Raw genomic sequence first — 16,899 nt, 5'->3', positions numbered from 1 at the left:
GAGGCGGGCCGCCAGGAGATCGGTCGACACCGGGAGGAACGAATCCGGCCGGAGCCTGCCGAGCAAGCGTGGTAGTTCCGCACCACCCGCTACGTTCGAGGCCGGGGGCCAACTCGCGTGAATTGGGTAAGCCTCGGCGGCTTCGGCACCCACGCCGTCGAACGCGCCGCGCAGGACGCCATGCTCGGCCAACTCGACACGGCGGCAGCACCTGGCACACCACGCGGATCGAACCGAGGCGCCCACCCTGCCATTATCTTCCGTAGCAAGAGCCCACCGTTTCGCCCCTGAAACGGTCGCTACGGAACAGTTGCATGTTTCGCACAATCTGCGCCGCAGCACCAATCACGGGCCGAAGGGCTGAAAAACGCCGCCGGCTTCCGCGCCCGATGCACGTTCATACTCTTGCCGGCGGGTAAACACGCGCCCACGCTCCACTCGCACATATTTATCCGCGCACGGAAAGGCGATCACCGTTTTGTTTCGCCCACGACTCACCTTGAGACTCCCGTCCCCCAGGGCATCCAGGAAGAAGGCGATGTCGCGCTGGATCTCGTCCGCGAAACATCGCTGATCAGGATCGGATATGTCGTACAGGTCAGTATCTATACCATATCGGAGCTCGGGCGATTCCCCGTCCCGATTGACGACGAATTCGAGCAAAATCCCCTTCGGACCTATGCCCACTCGCAGGCGAAAGCCCTTCCCCGAGACACGGTACACACGCAGCTCATCCTCGGTCTCGATGTTGACGGCGAAGCCTCGCTCACCGAGCCGTGCCATCACGTGGTCGATTTCGCTGCCCATTTGAGGGGCCATCAGATACCAACTTTTCTAATATGACCTATTCCCGCCCGGCCAACCGGGGTGAACCGATCCCGCTCTTTCGCGCCGGCTGACGGCTTGTCTCGGGGCTCAATCTCAGGCGCTCCACGACGTGGGTAGGACGAATTTCGGCATATCGAGCTATGGTCAACGGAACGCGCGTCAACTACCAGTCAAGATCAGCAAGCCACGACCGAAAGTCTTCCTGACCATGCAGATAAACCCCCGGACCCTGCTGAAGGTCAACGCCAGCCAACCGGTCCAGCGCCACCCAAAGGGCCGCGTGGGATGAATAGCCGGCCGATTCGTCCTTGACACGCTCAATGGCCCAATCGGCCACTTCTGCACGGCTAACTGATTCATGGATCAAGCCAGTCATATGGCCCGTTACCTGCTCGAAGATATCAGCCACCGTCACCAGCTTCCTGTGAAGTGAGAGCCCTCCCGTGACTCGACCCTCAGTCATTCGAACATAGAAGCGCAACAACCTGCGAGCACTGAACCAGTCGCATATCTCGCAGAATCTGGGCCGCAGCCTGCCTGCACCGGGGCGAGGTGCGCGGTGACTGGGCTTATCGGCAGGCGAGGTGGAGAGGACCACTCGCACGATCGGGGACGGTCGGCGAACAGGACGTCGATCGACGCTCCCGCTCCCAGCGGCGGTACGGCCCGGTGGTGGTCGTCTACCGGAGGCAACGGCAGCCGCGAACGACCAGCGGCTGGCGAACCCGATGGCCGCGCGGGGTCGACGGCGCGGACAGGGGTGGGGCGAGCGACTGCCGGCAGGCTGCGCAGCGACCCTGGATCACGCGTAGGGGTCGGGGCTGAACTGGGGATTGCTGCTGGGAAAATCCGGAGGAAAGAACGGGATTTGCAGGGACTTCGTCAGCAGCTCGAAGACCACACTTGGGGTTTCGAGGTGAACGATCGAGAATCTCAGCTGCCGGGCCTCCAATACGAGAGTCGGCCAATCGTCCACCGGCCCCGTCGGAATCCACATGAGGACATCGGCGTTATCGGTCCCACCCCACCGCACGAGCTGACCCGGAGCGATGCGAAGGCTCGACAGGTACTCCTCAAGGGGCTCTGGAAGGCCGTTACTCAAGAATGATCGGGCCTCCTGGGTGCCCTTCTCGATATTCAGTGCTTCTCGCTCGACACCCTCGCCGTAGATCCACAAGAACTCGTCGAAACAGCCCGCCCCATAGGTCGCAACCATCTGCCGGTGGCTGAGGGGCAGCTCGACGCCCTCATCCACCGTCGCACGATGGGATGGCTCCACGGCAGGCGGAGGAGGACACAGGGCGAGAAGGTCCGGCAGCCTACTCACCAGATATCCTATATATTGCGCACCTTTTCATACAGCGACCACCCGAAATCGTCGACGGCTTCGATGATTACATGACTAGGCACGACCCCACCATTTTCGTACACCGGAGTAACGCTCATAACAACGTTATTCTGGCTACTGGTTACGTGCTCGGCTATCCTCTTTTCCACCTCATTAATCGGCCCATTGTTCAGAGCCTCACTCTGTGTGACTACGTTTCGAATGTCCGTGCCGTCTCCGCCAAACCGCCTACCGATCAAGTGGCCGCGAGAATGACCGCCCGCACCTCCAAGGAAGCCTGCCGGGCGCAACCTTCGTGGCGCTTCGCTGCCGATCCTGCCGGCCGCCGCATCAATCAGCGTCTGGGGAGAAACCTGTGCATAGGCAGGGCCCGCCCTACCATTGACGACATTGCTGTAGACGGGGCAGGGCGCAAGACCCAAGGGATCGGCCCACTGCACCGGGTTGGAGACATAACTCTGCGGGTTGAGGCCTCCGCTGATCCCCAGTTTGTCGGTCGAGAGGTATTGCGCCGCCTCGGGGTCGTAGTAGCGGTGGTGGTTGTACGAAGCGCCGGTTTCCGGGTCATGGATCTGCCCGGGGAACCGCAACGGGCAGTCGACGCCGGTGGCGCTGACGTGGGTCGGGATGCCCCAGATGGTGGTCCGCTGCTGCCAGGCGACGTCGCCATCCGGGCTGACCAACTCCATGGGCGTGCCAACCAGGTCGGTCACGATCGCATAGAAGCGGCGGTCGACCTCGTCCTGGTCGGCGTGCGCGTCGGTCTGGGTGATGGGCGTGAACGTGCCCGGGGCGTACTCCCAGGTGCTGGTCCGTTCCTCGCCCGCGCCGCGGTGGGTCTGCTCGATCAGACGCGGGCCGTCCCAGGTGAAGTCGACCTCCTCGACCACGCCGCCGTCGGAGTCGAGGCGCTGCTTGGCGACCCGGCGACCGAGCGCGTCGTACCGGTAGCGCCAGCGGGTGCCATCCGGCGTCGTCACTCCCGTCAGCCGGTCTTCGCTGTCCCAGGTGTAGCGCCAGGTCAAGGGCTTGGTGGAACGCTGCTTGACCTGCCGCAGCGTCACGCGGCCAGCGTCGTCATGCTCGTACCGCACGTCCCCGGCCCGACGAATCAGGGTGCCGGCGTACTCCCGCTCGCCTCCGGCGCTGCCACGTCCGCCGGCGGCGCCGGGCCACTCGGCATCGGCGACGTTTCCGGCCTCGTCGTAGGCGTACCGCTCGGTCCAGTCGGCGGCCTGGACGGCGGTGATCCGGCCGGACCGGTCCACCTCCAGCCGGCGCTCGCCGGTGAGCTGGTCGGCGATGTCGGTCAGGTAGCCGTCGGCACGGTACCGGTAGGCCCGGTGCGCGAGGAGCTCTGGCACGCCCGTCGGACTCTCCGGGCTGGTGACGAGGATTTGGGAGAGCAGCCTGTGGTTGGCGTCCCAACTCTGGGTCAGGGCAAGACCGCCGACTGCCCTGCGGGTCTCCCGGCCGGCGGCATCGTGGGTGAAGCTGACCGTCGCGCCGCCGGTGCGCAGAGCCGCGGGCTGGTGGCCGGCGTCGTACTCCCAGGCACTCTCGACCCCTGATGGGGTACGCCGGAGCGTCCGGCGGCCGAGTGCATCGTAGGACGACCTGACCTCTTGGCCGTCTCGGATCTCGGCGAGCACCCGACCCAGCGGATCCCGCTCGAAGCGAAGATCAACCTCGGGTGAGGTGGCGTGCAGCAACCGGCCGACCGGGTCGTACTCGAAGGTGGTGATGCCCTCGGCGGTGCGCTTCTCGACGATGTTGCCCAGCGGATCGCGGATCAACTCGATGCTTCGCCCGGCACCGCTGCTCCGGGTGACGAGTTGGCCGGCGGCATCGTAGGAGTACGTCTGTACGCGGCCGTTGAAGTCGGTCTCGGCCACCAGGCGCCCGGCCGGGTCGTAGTCGTAGCTCCAGGTGAGCCCCTGCGGGTTCGTGACCGTGGTCAGGCGCAACTCGGTGTCGTAGTCGAAGGTCAACCGGCCGCCGTCCGGCCCGATACGCGCGACCGGCAGGTCGAAGTGGCCGATCTCGAACTCGGTGGTCGCCCCGGTCTGGTCGGTGTAGGTGACCAGGTTGCCTTCCGGGTCGTACGTCCACTCCTCGCTCGCCCCGTCCGGGCTCCGCCGCCAGGCGAGCTGCCCCTCGACGGTCCAGCCGAGGTGGGTGACGCCACCGACCGGGTCGATCACCTGGGTAATCTGGCCCGCCACGTCACGGCGATAGGTGGTCACCGCGCCGTTGGGTTCGCTGAGCTGGCTGATCAGCCCGGTCGGATCGGTGGTCACTGCCAGGGTGTTGCCGAGCGCATCGGTCACCTCGGCGAGGTGGCCTGCCTCGTCGTGGCGGTAGAGGGTGGAAGCGCCGCTCGGGTCGGTGACCATGGTCAGGTTGCCGCGCTCGTCGTACTCACGTCGCGAGACCGCACCGTCGACACCTGTGATGACCACCGGCTGACGCAGTTCGTCGTAGATGGCGGTCGCCCGCGCGCCGTCCGGGCGGGTGACCTCGACCAGGTTGCCATCGTCATCGTAGGAATAACGAGTCGTCCGCTCCAGGGCATCGGTCTCGGTCAGCTTCCGATCGAACCGATCCCAGGTGAAGGCCGTGACGTTGCCCAGCGGGTCGCTGATTCGTCGGGTCTGGCCGCGATCGGTCAGCTCGTAGATGGTCGTGTGACCCAGTGAGTCGCTCACAGCGGTCTGCCGACCGACCGGGTCGTACTGCAGCCGCGCGGAGAGGAAACCACCCGAGCCGGTCGCGGCCACGCAGCGTCCCTGCTCGTCGTAGGTGTAGTGGTACTCCTGCCCGTTGCGGTCCTGCCAGTGGGTCAAGCGACCGTCGTCGTCGTAGCCGAACCGCAGCGGGATGCCCGATGCGTTGATGACCTCGGCGAGGTGACCGGCCTCGTCGTAGCCGAACCGCACCAGAGTCCGGGCCTCACCGGAGGGTTCCGCGTCGAGCAGGCTCAGCGCCGCGACCTGACCGTGCAGGGTGTCGACGGCGATCCGATACCCACCACTGTGTCGAACGTCGGTGACCGCACCGTCGCGCCAGTCCAGGTCGATCCGATGACCGTTGCGGTCGCTGACGGCAACCAGCGGCAACACCCGAACGGGACGATCCTCGCCCTCGCCTTCCGACTCTGGGTGGTCCGGCACCGCCTGGACGTCCGGCACCACGTGGAAATGCAGCGCTCGGCCGATCTCCGGCTGGTCGACACGGTAGCCGGCCGCGGTCGAGGTGAGCGGCCAGCGGGGACCGGTCTCCGGCATGCTCTGCGCCCCGACACCGGCGGGAGTCGAGTAGGTGAGGACCATGCCGTCTTCGGTGACGAAGCAGATGCCCTCGTCGTCGACCTCGACCCGCTGATCAAGCGTCGACGCCCAAGAAGGCCCAAAACACCGACCGATCCGGTACGACGACAGATGACTCCGCCTCAGGACGAGCGCGAGCAGGCCCGGCAGCTCCACATCGGTCTGGGCCAGCACCACCTCACCGCTGGCCACGTCGATCGGATCACCCGCGCACCGACGCAAGCCCAGCGGGATGCTCGGACGAGGCATCCTCGGCAACGCCGCGCGCACCCTGGGAAGGCCCCTGGCGAGGGTCGGCAATCCACGCTTGGCCAGGGCCAACACCGGTCTGCCGAGCATCGCGAGCCGACCGATAGGCACGACCGTCAGCACCGTATCGATCAACAAACTGGTGAGACTGCCCTTACCCGTCGCCGCATACAGCGACGCGTCGATCAACAGAGCCGCCGCACCCGCAGCGATCGCGATCGGACCCATGATCGGCGCAAGAATCGGAATGAACGACAACAACCCCGCGACCAGCGACACGATCTTCAACGCACCCGACAGCTGCGCCAACAACTCCTGGTTGTCCCGCACGAAGTTGGTGAACTGACCCTTCAGATCCCACCACTTCGGATTCTCCTTGAACCGCAACCCCTTCGCATCATTCACCACCCGCACACAGTCACGCACCGCCGTGGCCAACTCACCCCGCAGGGCACCCGCCTGGCCCACACACTCGTCCCAGTCCCGCTGCGCCTGCGACAACGCCGAACCCGCCGCCCCCGCATCCGAGCGATACGCATCCGGCACCGCAGCCGCAGCCTCCTCCGGCGGCCGATCGGCGACCTCCCGCTCATGACGCTCATCAGCCTGCCTCGCCCGATCAGCCCGCCCCCGCGCCGCCTGCAACGCCGCCCACAAACCCGGCGCACGCTGCGCCAACGGACGCATCCGATCCTGCAACGACGACAACGACCCCGCGAACGCCGTCAGCCCGGTCGACACCTTGCCGAACGCATCACCCGTGACCCGCAAATGCCCCGGCATCTGGGCATTGAGCCCCTCCCGGAACAAATCACCCTCCGGACCCACGAACTGACTCGTATCCAAACCCGTGATCTGCCCCGCCGCCTGCGACGCCGCCGACCCAAAACCCTGCCACCGCGACGCCGACGACCGAACCGCCGACGGATCACCATCCATCTTGAACAAATGCGCCGGAAACTCAGCCATCGCGCCAGGACCTCCCCGTGTCCACGCCAACAAGCTCGTATCCGTAGCTCGCACAACGCCTCAGCGCGGGACAGCTAACCGCCCGGCACCACGGCGATGCGTCCGCGAGTCACCTGACGTGGAGCCATCCCTGGTAATCGACTACGGTCCGAACATAGACGTGCACCGAACTTTGATCACTGCTTCGGTCGCTTATTTGCACAATCTGCGCAGCGGCCCGCACCGCCGAATCGGCCGGCGACGGGAGGACGGGACAGGCCAGACCGGCCGGAGGCAGCGCCGGCCTAGAGGCCACGGCGTGGTCGAACAGCCGGGCCCCTCATTCGGGAAGGACCGTTCAGGTCACCTGGCCACACCCGAGCCGGCCCGCTGCCCGCTCGGCCCTATCTTCCCAGGTAGCACCATAAAAAAGATCAGCAAGCAGCCCTTCCGACTCTTCGGGCGAGAGTCGCTTGCCACCCAGACCGGTGCCCGAGAGGTCGCCACCGGCAGCCATATTCCAGTGTGCGGCGACGACCACCCCGAGCGCTACGGAGCCTCCGTCCCGGTTCGCGGTGACATACCCTATGCAGGTGCCACTCGAAGAATCGGAGCCGAGTTGCACCAACTCGACGCTGGACAATTTTCCAGCTATCTCAGACTTCAGAACAAAGGAGAATTCCGGGCCGCCCTCCGCCGGCTCGGAACCCATCTGGACGTCCTGTTCGAGATGCACAATAACCGCTGTATCGGCCAGCATCTCAAGCATCTTTCCTACCTGCTCGACGAGGCTCTGCGGGTCCAAAGGTCGCCCACCTTCGATACTCCACTCAAGTGCCATAGTGAACCCAGCCTTCACCAGTCCGAATCGAAATTTGGGAGGATGCTGGCCCATCGGCCATCCTGGCCAGATGGTCGATTCCAAAGGCGTCAGCCCTCGCGCCCGGACCTCCCCGTGTCCACGCCAAAAAGCCTGAACCCATCGATGAACCCGACACAGGACGACCACCCGCTCGGCACCACTGACCAGAACGACTCCGATGGAGTCGTCCCACAGTCATCCGATCATAGACATGCGACGAACTTTGACCATTACGTCAGTCACAGTTTCGCTATCTGAGTAGGCCGCCGGGACCGCTGCGCGCCGACGTGTGAGCGAACGGCCAAGCACCGGTAGCGCAGGTTTACCTGGTTAATGGCCTCTCCGTACTTGGCGTTGTAGACCTCGGTCAACAGCACCATCGGGAATTCGGCGTCCGCAGCGGTGAATGCGCTGATCGGCAGGGAGAGGTGGAACAGCTTGCGCATCTCCACCACTGCCTTCACACCGGGACGACGGGTGACCAGGACGTCGATCGGGCCGTCCGCTGCCTCAGGCCTGGCGTCCTCCGTCGAATCGATCGAGCGGAAGCCCTCCGCTACCAGTACCGACAACCGACCAGCGCGCCTGCCGTCGGACGTGCCCACCGCCCCGAGACCGATAAGGAAGACCTCGGGATCGCGGTCGTTTGTCGCGACGAACAAGCCGTCTCCCCCACCGTCGCTGCCGATCAGCAGCAGACCCGGAGCGGCTTCCGAAACCTCGTACGCGAGGTTGCGTTCGGCGATCTCGTCGGGACCGTAGACGTAGACGTCGCCTTCGTCCACCGGCCGCACGCCGGTCCACACGTCAAGCAGGCCCACCGGCGGCCGGACGCCCAACTGCGCCTCGACCCGTTGGGAGATCGCCTTGCGATCGTCCTCCACGGAAAGCTCCCCTGATGGCCTCGATGCTGTTGAAACACGTGTTCGCGTTATCGATTGTCTTCTGGGCCACGTCCCGCGGTACAGCGACGTTCAACAGTTCTCGAGACGATGCGCGGCGGGCCTGGTTCCGAAGAAGCGCCATCCCGGCTAGCCGTTCACGCTCCCCACGACGAACTCTCTCCGGCCGGAATGACGTAGGACCTGGCGAGATTCTCGTCAAACAGGACGAGTAGCGAGTCCGGCATATATCGGGGTTTTCCATCGTCGACTTCGCCAAGTGCGATGACCGCAGACCCGGTAACACCGAAATCGAATCGCACCGCCCACAGCAGCTCTGGACAGTCATCGCCCGGCTGGTGCCACGCCCATGAAATGCCCTCGACGGCGTGTCCCAACCGGGACGGCCAAGGAGGAATGGCGCTGGCATCGACCGCGACGGCCGACCTGCCAAAAAACAGCGGATCCACCGGGTCGGTGGCGACGGCCAGACCTTCATTGAACCCGTTCATCGACCACGCCACGTTGAACCTAAGATCGTCAAAACGAAGTGAGACACCCATGTCGGCGACATGAACCGCACCGGCAGGCGAGTCCTCCTCCACCCACTCCAGCCCGGGCGGAACGAAGTAGGTGACACCCCGGAATCGACGTGCCGCTACCGCCGCAGACAACTCGTCGATTCGGGTCTTGTCCTCGCGCTGCACCAAAGCCATGCTCATCAACTAATCTTTCCAAAGAACTGGAATACGTTGTTTGCGTCGAAGAACGCCGAGATGAAGCCGTCACCGCCGGGTGAAACGATGTTACTGACGACATGATACCCGCCAGGGAAGTTGGTCTTGAGACCAGCCGGCACCACGCTCGCAAGAGGATCCTTCAATACTTTTTCGAGCATCCCCTGGCCAGCTTGGTTCAGGATTTTTGGCGACTGCGAGGGCAGGTGCGGAAGGTCGCCCTGCATCATGTGTTGTTGATATTTTCTGCCGGCATGAGTTAGCCCCGTCTTGGCTGCCTTCGCGCTATCCGCCGCCCGGCCACCGGTCGCCGCCATCTGGGTCAGACAGCCTATGAGTCCAAGTGGGTCGAGCCAGCCGAGCGGGTTTATCACATAGGCGTGCGGGTTGGGACCAGCTTCGAGGCCGATAGGATCCGTCGACACGTAGCGAGCTGTATCGGGGTCGTAGTACCGGTGATAGTTGTACGAGGTGCCGCTCTCCGGGTCATGGATCTGCCCGGGGAAGCGCAGCGGGCAGTCGACCCCCGCAGTGCTGACGTGAGTCGGAATCCCCCAGATTGTCGTCCGCTGCTGCCAGGCGACATCGCCGTCCGGGCTGACCAGCTCGGTGGGCGCCCCCACCAGGTCGGTCACGATCGCGTAGAAGCGGCGGTCGACCTCGTCCTGATCGCCTGGGCCGTCGGTCTGGCTGATCGGGGTGAACGTGTCCGGGGCGTACTCCCAGGTGCTGGTCCGGTCGCCGTCGTCGCCGCGGTGGGTCTGCTCGATCAGGCGTGGGCCGTCCCAGGCGAAGTCGACCTGCTCGACCACACCACCGTCGTCATCGAGGCGCTGCTTGGCGACCCGGCGACCGAGGGCGTCGTACCGGTAGCGCCAACGGATGCCGTCCGGTGTCGTGACCGCGACCAGTCGGTCCTCGCTGTCCCAGGTGTAGCGCCAGGTCAAGGGCTTGGCCGACCGTTGCTTGAGCTGCCGCAGCGTGACCCGACCGGCGTTGTCGTGCTCGTAGCGCACATCACCGGCACGGCGGATCAGGGTGCCCTTGTACTCCCGCTCGCCACGAGCCGCGCCGTCACCGTGTGAGCCGGGCCAGGTAGCAGTGGCGATGTTGCCGGCCTCGTCATAGACATACCGCTCGGTCCAGTCGCCGGCCTGGACGGCGGTGATCCGGCCGGCTCGGTCCAGCTCCAACTTCCGCTCGCCGCTGAGCTGGTCGGCGATGTCGGTGAGGTAGCCGTCGGCGCGATACCGGTAGGCCCGCTGGGCAACCAGGTCCGGCACCGCGGCTGGCCCCGCGGGACTCGCGGTGAGGATCTGGGAGAGCAGCCGGTGATTGGCGTCCCAGCTCTGGGTCAGAGCCAGACTGCCGACTGCCCGCCGGGTCTCCCGACCGGCCACATCGTGGGTGAAGCGGACCGTCGCACCGCCGGTGTGCAGCGCCACCGGCAGGTGACCGGCGTCGTACTCCCAGACACTCTCGACCCCCTGGGGGGTGCGTCGCTGCGTCTGCCGCCCGAGGGCATCGTAGGCCGAGGTGACGGTCTGACCGTCGCGGATCTCGGCGAGCACCCGGCCCACCGGATCCCGCTCGAAGCGGAGATCGACCGCGGGTGAGGTGGCGTGCAGCAGCCGGCCGGCCGGGTCGTACTCGAAGGTGGTGACACCTTCGGCGGTGCGCTTCTCGACGACGTTGCCCAGCAGGTCGCGGACAAGCTCGATGGTCTGCCCGGCGCCATTGGTCCACGCCACCATCTGACCGGCGGCGTCGTGCGTATAGGTCTGCGTCCTACCGTTGAAGTCAGTCTCGGTTGCCAGCCGCCCGGCAGGGTCGTAGTCGTAACGCCAGACGAGCCCTTGCGGATTGGTGACCGAGGTGAGCCGCAACTCGGCGTCGTAATCGAAGGCAAGCCGGGAGCCGTCCCGCCCGGTACGTGTCACCGGCAGGTCGAAGGGCCCGATCTCGAACTCGGTGGTCGCCCCGGTCTGGTCGGTGTGGCTGACCAGGTTGCCTTCCGGGTCGTAGGTCCACTCCTCACTCACCCCGCCCGGGCCACGCCGCCATGCCAGCCGTCCCTCGACCGTCCAGCCGAGATGGGTGCTGCCACCGAGCGGATCGATCACCTCCGCGACCCGCCCAGCCCGATCCCGCCGGTAGGTCGTCACCGCTCCAGTGGGCTCGGTAACCTGGCTGATCAACCCGGCCGGATCGGTGGCCACCACCAGGGTATTGCCGAGCGCGTCGATTACCTCGCTGAGGTGACCGGAATCGTCGTAGCGGTAGTGGGTAGCCGCGCCGGCCGGGTCGGTGACCATGGTCAGGTTGCCGCGCTCGTCGTACTCACGCCGCCAGACCGCTGCGTCGACGTCGGCGACCACGACCGGTTGGCGCAAGTCGTTGTACGACACGGACACCCGGCTGTCATCCGGGCGGGTGACCTCGACCAGATTGCCGTCGTCATCGTAGGACCAACGAGTGATTCGCCCGAGAGCATCGGTCTCGGACAGCTTGCGATCAAACCGATCCAAGGTGAACGCTGTCACGTTCCCCAACGGGTCGGTAACCCGATGCGTGTGACCGCGCTCGGTCAGCTCGTAGACGGTGGTGTGGCCGAGCGAGTCCTCTACGGCGGTCTTCCGGTCAGCCGGGTTGTAATGCAGCCGCGCGGAGAGGAAACCACCCGAGCCGGTCGCGGCCACACAACGGCCCTGCTCGTCGTAGGTGTAGTGGTACTCCTGCCCATTACGGTCCTGCCAGTGGGCCAACCGGCCGTCGTCGTCGTAGCCGAACCGCAGCGGCAGCCCCGATGAGTTGATCACCTCGGCGAGGTGACCGGCCTCGTCATAGCCGAACCGCACCAGAGTCCGGGCCTCACCGGAGGACTCCGCGTCGAGCAGACTCAGCGCCGCGACCTGACCGTGCAGGGTGTCGACAGCGATCCGGTACCCACCGCTGTGCCGAACCTCGGTGACCACACCGTCGCGCCAGTCCAGGTCGATCCGGTGACCGTTACGGTCGGTCACGGCTGTCAGGGGTAGCACCCGAACGGGGCCGCCATCGCCCTCCGGCTCGGACTCGGGCTGGTCGGGCGCCGCCTGCAAGTCCGGCACCGCCCGAAAGTCCGGTACTGCCTCGACGTCGGGCACCACCTCGAAGTGCAGGGCACGCCCGGTCTCCGGCTGGTCGACGCGATAGCCGTCGGCGGTCCGGGTGAGCGGCCAACGGGGACCCGCCTCCGGCAGGACCTGCCCGCCGCCATCCGCAGGCGTCGGGTAGGTGAGGACCATGCCGTCCTCGGCGACGAAACAGACCCCCTCGTCGTCGACCTCGACCCGCTGATCAAGCGTCGACGCCCAAGACGACCCAAAACACCGACCAACCCGATACGAGGACACGTGACTACGGTTCAGCACCAGCGGCAGCAGGCCGGGCAGCTCAACGTCGGTCTGGGCCAGCACGACCTCGCCGCTGGCCACGTCGATCGGGTCACCCGCGCACTTACGCAACCCCAGCGGAATGCTCGGACGAGGCATCCTCGGCAACGCCGCGCGCACCCTGGGAAGGCCCCTGGCGAGGGTCGGCAATCCCCGCTTGGCCAGGGCCAACACCGGTCTGCCGAGCATCGCCAGCCGACCGATGGGCACGACTGTCAGCACCGTATCGATCAACAAACTGGTGAGACTGCCCTTACCCGTCGCCGCGTACAGCGACGCGTCGATCAACAGAGCCGCCGCACCCGCAGCGATCGCGATCGGACCCATGATCGGCGCGAGAATCGGAATGAACGACAACAACCCCGCGACCAGCGAGACGATCTTCAACGCCCCCGAGAGTTGCGCCAACAACTCCTGATTGTCCCGCACGAAGTTGGTGAACTGACCCTTCAGATCCCACCACTTCGGATTCTCCTTGAACCGCAAACCCTTCGCATCATTCACCACCCGCACACAGTCCCGCACCGCCGTGCCAACTCACCCCGCAACGCACCCGCCTGGCCCACACACTCGTCCCAGTCCCGCTGCGCCTGCGACAACGCCGAACCCGCAGCCCCCGCATCCGAGCGATACGCATCCGGCGCCGCAGCCGCAGCCTCCTCCGGCGGCCGGTCGGCGACCTCCTGCTCATGACGCTCATCAGCCTGCTGCGCCCGATCAGCCCGCCCCCGCGCCGCCTGCAACGCCGCCCACAAACCCGGCGCACGCTGCGCCAACGGACGCATCCGATCCTGCAACGACGACAACGACCCCGCGAACGCCGTCAGCCCGGTCGACACCCTGCCGAACGCATCACCCGTGACCCGCAAATGCCCCGGCATCTGGGCATTGAGCCCCTCCCGGAACAAATCACCCTCCGGACCCACGAACTGACTCGTATCCAAACCCGTGATCTGCCCCGCCGCCTGCGACGCCGCCGACCCAAAACCCTGCCACCGCGACGCCGACGACCGAACCGCCGACGGATCACCATCCATCCTGAACAAATGCGCCGGAAACTCAGCCATCGCGCCAGGACCTCCCCGTGTCCACGCCAACAAGCTCGTATCCCTCGCAGCACCCGACACGGGACAACCACCCGCTCGGCACCACGGACCACGAGACCGCGTCCGGGTCTCGATCGAGGCCCGGACGCGGTCGCACGAATGGATCAGCCCTGCAGAGTCCCCCGCACCTGACCGCGCATCTCCTGCACGGACGTCGTGGTTTGACCCAGGGCACCCTTCACCGAGTCGAGGATCTGCTTCACGGTGTCCGCCGCAGTGTTCCACTGCAACTGGATACCGTTGTAGATCTCCATCTCGTCGCCCTCCCAGTTGGCCTTGACCCGGGTGACGAAGTTGGTCAGATCATCGAGACTTGCCTGGACCCCGTTGGCGACCGAAGCAATGTCGCCCTGCGCCGACCCGGCGGTCGACTCGTCGTAACTGAAGACGTCACCCATGATCCCCGTAACCTTCCCGTCAGCCCCGGAACTTCGCGCTGTCCCAGTTGGCCGACCCCATGGTCGACTGCAACTGGCTGGTCTGCTCCGAGTGGTAGGTGTCGTAGAGCTGCCCCGCCGAACCAACCCGGCTCGTGATGTCGGTCAAGGCCTTGTTGAGATCGGCCATCGCCGTGTTCCACCGCTGAGTCAGCTGGTCCCAGCTCTGGTAGGCGGATCCCTTCCAGACCGCCGGCAGCGGCTCGATCGCGCTGATGAACGATCGCGCCTGGCTGTTGAGCGCGGCGACCGACGTGTCTAGGTTTGACGAGTGTTGGTTGACCGCATTGTCGGTGATCGAAAACTTCGCACCCATCCGAAGCCCCTCCCGTAGATTCGACCCACAGTCATTCGAACATAGACACGCAACGACCTTTCCGCGCTACCCGAGTCGCATATCTCGCACAGTCTGCGCGGCAACGTCGAGAATGATCTCCTGCGTGCTGCTCGCGAGATCAGCCCAGCGCAGCGCGTCGGGCGTCCGCAGCGCCGGGTCGAACGGCAGGACGAAGGTCGGGAGATCGCCGGGCGACTGCTCGACCGCGGCGACGCCGGGCTGGGGGTCCTGGCCGACCAACACCTGGACGCCGACCCGGTCGAGCGGCTCACGCAGCAGGGGGGCGATCCACGACCGGCAGTCGGCAAGCAACCGGGAGCCGCGCTCGTCGTTCGGGGCCACGAGCACCACCCGGTCGGCCCGGGTCAGCACCGCCGGCACGACCGGATCGTCGGTCAGCGGCGGGGTGTCGACGACACGTACGGGAAACCAACGGCTGAGGGTGGCCGAGACCGTGCCGTACTCGGCTGCCGTCACCGGGGGTTCGACGTCGCCCGGGGGGCCGGCCAACAGCATCGCCCGCTCGGCCAGCGCGAGGCGCTCCCGCAGCCAGCGGTGACCCACCGCCGGCCGGCGACCAGCGGTGGCGCCCCGCAGGCCGAGACCGGCCAGCACCACCTCGGTGGACCCACCGGCCCGGATCGCCAGCCGGGCGTGCAGGCCACCACCGTGGCCGGTGTCCACGGCGAGCACCCCGGTGCCCTGGTGGCGGGCCAGCGCCGAGGTCACCAGCGCCGCGACGGTCGACCGGCCGGTGCCCGAGCCCGGCCCGACCACGGCGATCACGCCTGGCCGGAGCCGGGCGGAGAGAATCTCGTCGCGCTCCCGCTCGACCCTCAGCCGTGCGGTGATCCGGGGGTCGAGGGCGCGCACCATCGTCCGGCCGATCTGTCGGTACTCGGTCATCGGGGTCCCCCGGTATAGACGTGAGTTGTTAGCCTTGGTGAGCGATGACGGGGAGGCGGGATGACGTACGTTCAGTATCCTTACGCGACGCTGGTGAGCCTAGGTGGAAATTTGACCACCCTTGCCGACCAGTTGGAGACGGATCATCGCGGGGTGGTCGACTGCGACGGCCTGACCGATGATCATGCCGATATCCAGGGTGCGATCTCCGATTTTCGGGACGAATGGAAGACCAGCCTGCTCGAGTTGATGAACAACATCGGCGAGTGGGGCGGGCTCTCCAGCGCGATCGGCAAGATGGTCGCCGACTTCGACACCCAGACCGCCGCCGCGCTGCGCCCCACCGAATCGTAGGGGGTGCCGCATGAGCGACGTCTCCATGCTCGATCCGCTGCCCGCCCACGATCTGAAGCTCAACCCCCATGCCCCGCACCCGGACTTCCCGTGGTTCATCGGGGTCCCCTCAGACTGGGCGCTGCTCGACACCAATCCGGAGTCCTGGCAGCGCAGCGCCGCCCGGATGGTCGACGACCGGTTCTTCGGGCAACGGCTGCGCGCCGCCGAGCGCCGGGAGGTGCTCCAGTTCGTGGAGCAGCTCGTCGCCGACTGCCAACGTGCCGGCGCGTCGCTGAGCCTGGTGCAGCTGGGGCGGATGTCCACTGGTGCGGTCGGCAGCGCCGGGCTGCACCTGGGCTGGTTCAACTCGGCGCCCCAGCCGGCCGGCCTCGCCCTGGTCCGGCAGACGCTGCCGCGCACCGGCACGACGGAGGAGGTCGAGACTCCGACCGGGCCGGGAGTGCTGCACCGCGACGTCGCGTCCACGGTGCCGCCGGGCGGCCTGACCCGGGTCCGTTCGATGGTGTTGCAACTGTTCCTGCCGCTGCCCGGCACCACCTGGACGGCCCTGCTCAGTGCCGCGACACCGCACCCCGAGATGGAGCAGGTGCTCGCCGACGTGATCGTGGCGGTGGCCCAGAGCATCAAGCCCGCCGACCCGGACGACGTAGCGGCCGCCAATGAGGCCTACCGGGCCGACCAGGCCCAGCGCGCCGGCCAGGCCGAGCGGGCGCACGACAATGACTGACGGCCGGTCGGTCGCGACGACCACCGGCGACCGGGCTGGGTTGGGCCGTGGCTGACGGCCGGGACCGGGTGGTGGTCGAGGCGCACGCGCTGCGTACCGCCACGGCCAAGGCCGCGCTCCTGCACGGGTCCCGGCGCGGCCCACGTGATCTGCGCCGTCCCTACGCGACGGTGATCGCGAGCCTGGTCGTCGGCGCCCTGCTGCTGATCGCCGTCTGGGCGATCACAAGTATCGGTGGCCTCCTTGCCCAGCAGCGCCAGAAGCGAGGGCTGGCCCCGCCCGCCGCCACGCAGCCGGCGTCGGACGCGCCACGTTCGTTCCTCGTGCGACCGGCAGGACCGGCGGACCGGCCCGGGGAGACCACGACGATCGTGTCCCGCACCGCGCTGATCGGCTGATCAGCGGATGCGGTC

Annotated in this window: 15 protein-coding genes; 3 read left to right on the top strand and 12 right to left on the bottom strand. The window is 66.5% G+C overall.

The genetic code is table 11. The features are described 5' to 3' along the window. Nucleotides 1–345: 345 nt before the first annotated feature. From ACPXBU_RS29895 to ACPXBU_RS29840, 12 genes are all read right to left on the bottom strand, one after another. Nucleotides 346–807, bottom strand: a complete 462-nt coding sequence (locus ACPXBU_RS29895) for a hypothetical protein (RefSeq protein ID WP_425760744.1) — start codon at nucleotides 805–807, stop codon at nucleotides 346–348. Between the two features lie 184 nt (nucleotides 808–991). Continuing rightward, nucleotides 992–1,237 carry a hypothetical protein gene (locus tag ACPXBU_RS29890; protein WP_425760743.1) on the bottom strand — a complete coding sequence of 82 codons (246 nt, stop codon included), beginning with the start codon at nucleotides 1,235–1,237 and terminating at the stop codon, nucleotides 992–994. Nucleotides 1,238–1,630: 393 nt separating this feature from the next. Beyond that, nucleotides 1,631–2,083, bottom strand: coding sequence for a hypothetical protein (locus ACPXBU_RS29885; RefSeq protein ID WP_425760742.1), 453 nt, complete (start codon nucleotides 2,081–2,083; stop codon nucleotides 1,631–1,633). An 80-nt stretch (nucleotides 2,084–2,163) separates the two neighbouring features. Further along, nucleotides 2,164–6,723, bottom strand: coding sequence for a DUF6531 domain-containing protein (locus ACPXBU_RS29880; protein ID WP_425760741.1), 4,560 nt, complete (start codon nucleotides 6,721–6,723; stop codon nucleotides 2,164–2,166). A 337-nt stretch (nucleotides 6,724–7,060) separates the two neighbouring features. Further along, nucleotides 7,061–7,597: a hypothetical protein gene (locus ACPXBU_RS29875; protein WP_425760740.1), complete on the bottom strand. Its 537-nt coding sequence runs from the start codon at nucleotides 7,595–7,597 to the stop codon at nucleotides 7,061–7,063. A 206-nt stretch (nucleotides 7,598–7,803) separates the two neighbouring features. Continuing rightward, nucleotides 7,804–8,448 (bottom strand): hypothetical protein, encoded by a 645-nt coding sequence (locus ACPXBU_RS29870; RefSeq protein WP_425760739.1) that lies wholly within the window; start codon nucleotides 8,446–8,448, stop codon nucleotides 7,804–7,806. Nucleotides 8,449–8,603: 155 nt separating this feature from the next. Further along, a complete protein-coding gene (locus ACPXBU_RS29865; RefSeq protein ID WP_425760738.1) occupies nucleotides 8,604–9,167 on the bottom strand; it encodes a hypothetical protein in 564 nt (187 codons plus the stop codon). Then, nucleotides 9,167–13,123, bottom strand: a complete 3,957-nt coding sequence (locus ACPXBU_RS29860; protein WP_425760737.1) for a DUF6531 domain-containing protein — start codon at nucleotides 13,121–13,123, stop codon at nucleotides 9,167–9,169. Before ACPXBU_RS29860 ends, ACPXBU_RS29865 begins: the two co-directional genes overlap by 1 nt. Continuing rightward, the gene (locus ACPXBU_RS29855; RefSeq protein WP_425760736.1) at nucleotides 13,117–13,683 is read right to left on the bottom strand and encodes a putative T7SS-secreted protein; all 567 of its coding nucleotides are present in this window, start codon (nucleotides 13,681–13,683) and stop codon (nucleotides 13,117–13,119) included. The genes ACPXBU_RS29860 and ACPXBU_RS29855 overlap by 7 nt, the downstream gene beginning before the upstream one ends. Before the next feature lie 143 nt (nucleotides 13,684–13,826). Continuing rightward, nucleotides 13,827–14,120 carry a WXG100 family type VII secretion target gene (locus tag ACPXBU_RS29850; RefSeq protein WP_393373663.1) on the bottom strand — a complete coding sequence of 98 codons (294 nt, stop codon included), beginning with the start codon at nucleotides 14,118–14,120 and terminating at the stop codon, nucleotides 13,827–13,829. Between the two features lie 19 nt (nucleotides 14,121–14,139). Beyond that, a complete protein-coding gene (locus ACPXBU_RS29845) occupies nucleotides 14,140–14,475 on the bottom strand; it encodes a WXG100 family type VII secretion target (protein ID WP_355032311.1) in 336 nt (111 codons plus the stop codon). 66 nt (nucleotides 14,476–14,541) lie between these two features. Further along, nucleotides 14,542–15,402, bottom strand: coding sequence for a hypothetical protein (locus ACPXBU_RS29840; RefSeq protein WP_425760735.1), 861 nt, complete (start codon nucleotides 15,400–15,402; stop codon nucleotides 14,542–14,544). Between the two features lie 60 nt (nucleotides 15,403–15,462). On the opposite strand from ACPXBU_RS29840, the gene ACPXBU_RS29835 reads away from it, so the two are divergent. From ACPXBU_RS29835 to ACPXBU_RS29825, 3 genes are read left to right on the top strand one after another with little or no spacing between them, the layout of a single operon-like run. Then, nucleotides 15,463–15,756, top strand: coding sequence for a hypothetical protein (locus tag ACPXBU_RS29835; protein WP_393373666.1), 294 nt, complete (start codon nucleotides 15,463–15,465; stop codon nucleotides 15,754–15,756). 10 nt (nucleotides 15,757–15,766) lie between these two features. Next, nucleotides 15,767–16,486 (top strand): hypothetical protein, encoded by a 720-nt coding sequence (locus ACPXBU_RS29830; RefSeq protein WP_425760734.1) that lies wholly within the window; start codon nucleotides 15,767–15,769, stop codon nucleotides 16,484–16,486. A 47-nt stretch (nucleotides 16,487–16,533) separates the two neighbouring features. After that, nucleotides 16,534–16,884, top strand: coding sequence for a hypothetical protein (locus tag ACPXBU_RS29825; protein WP_425760733.1), 351 nt, complete (start codon nucleotides 16,534–16,536; stop codon nucleotides 16,882–16,884). Nucleotides 16,885–16,899: the final 15 nt, after the last annotated feature.

This window comes from Micromonospora sp. DT231, assembly GCF_049847025.1.
Classification (GTDB): Bacteria; Actinomycetota; Actinomycetes; order Mycobacteriales; family Micromonosporaceae; genus Micromonospora.
The sequence above is the reverse complement of the archived record's forward strand: the minus strand, read 5'-3'. Positions and strand labels throughout refer to the sequence as shown.

Bases quoted from the DNA above. Each gene is read 5' to 3' on its own strand.
- ACPXBU_RS29895 (WP_425760744.1), bottom strand. From the start codon at position 807: ATGGGCAGCGAAATCGACCACGTGATGGCACGGCTCGGTGAGCGAGGC.
- ACPXBU_RS29880 (WP_425760741.1), bottom strand. From the start codon at position 6,723: ATGGCTGAGTTTCCGGCGCATTTGTTCAAGATGGATGGTGATCCGTCG.
- ACPXBU_RS29875 (WP_425760740.1), bottom strand. From the start codon at position 7,597: ATGGGCCAGCATCCTCCCAAATTTCGATTCGGACTGGTGAAGGCTGGG.
- ACPXBU_RS29865 (WP_425760738.1), bottom strand. From the start codon at position 9,167: ATGAGCATGGCTTTGGTGCAGCGCGAGGACAAGACCCGAATCGACGAG.
- ACPXBU_RS29855 (WP_425760736.1), bottom strand. From the start codon at position 13,683: ATGGCTGAGTTTCCGGCGCATTTGTTCAGGATGGATGGTGATCCGTCG.
- ACPXBU_RS29850 (WP_393373663.1), bottom strand. From the start codon at position 14,120: ATGGGTGACGTCTTCAGTTACGACGAGTCGACCGCCGGGTCGGCGCAG.
- ACPXBU_RS29845 (WP_355032311.1), bottom strand. From the start codon at position 14,475: ATGGGTGCGAAGTTTTCGATCACCGACAATGCGGTCAACCAACACTCG.
- ACPXBU_RS29840 (WP_425760735.1), bottom strand. From the start codon at position 15,402: ATGACCGAGTACCGACAGATCGGCCGGACGATGGTGCGCGCCCTCGAC.
- ACPXBU_RS29835 (WP_393373666.1), top strand. From the start codon at position 15,463: ATGACGTACGTTCAGTATCCTTACGCGACGCTGGTGAGCCTAGGTGGA.
- ACPXBU_RS29830 (WP_425760734.1), top strand. From the start codon at position 15,767: ATGAGCGACGTCTCCATGCTCGATCCGCTGCCCGCCCACGATCTGAAG.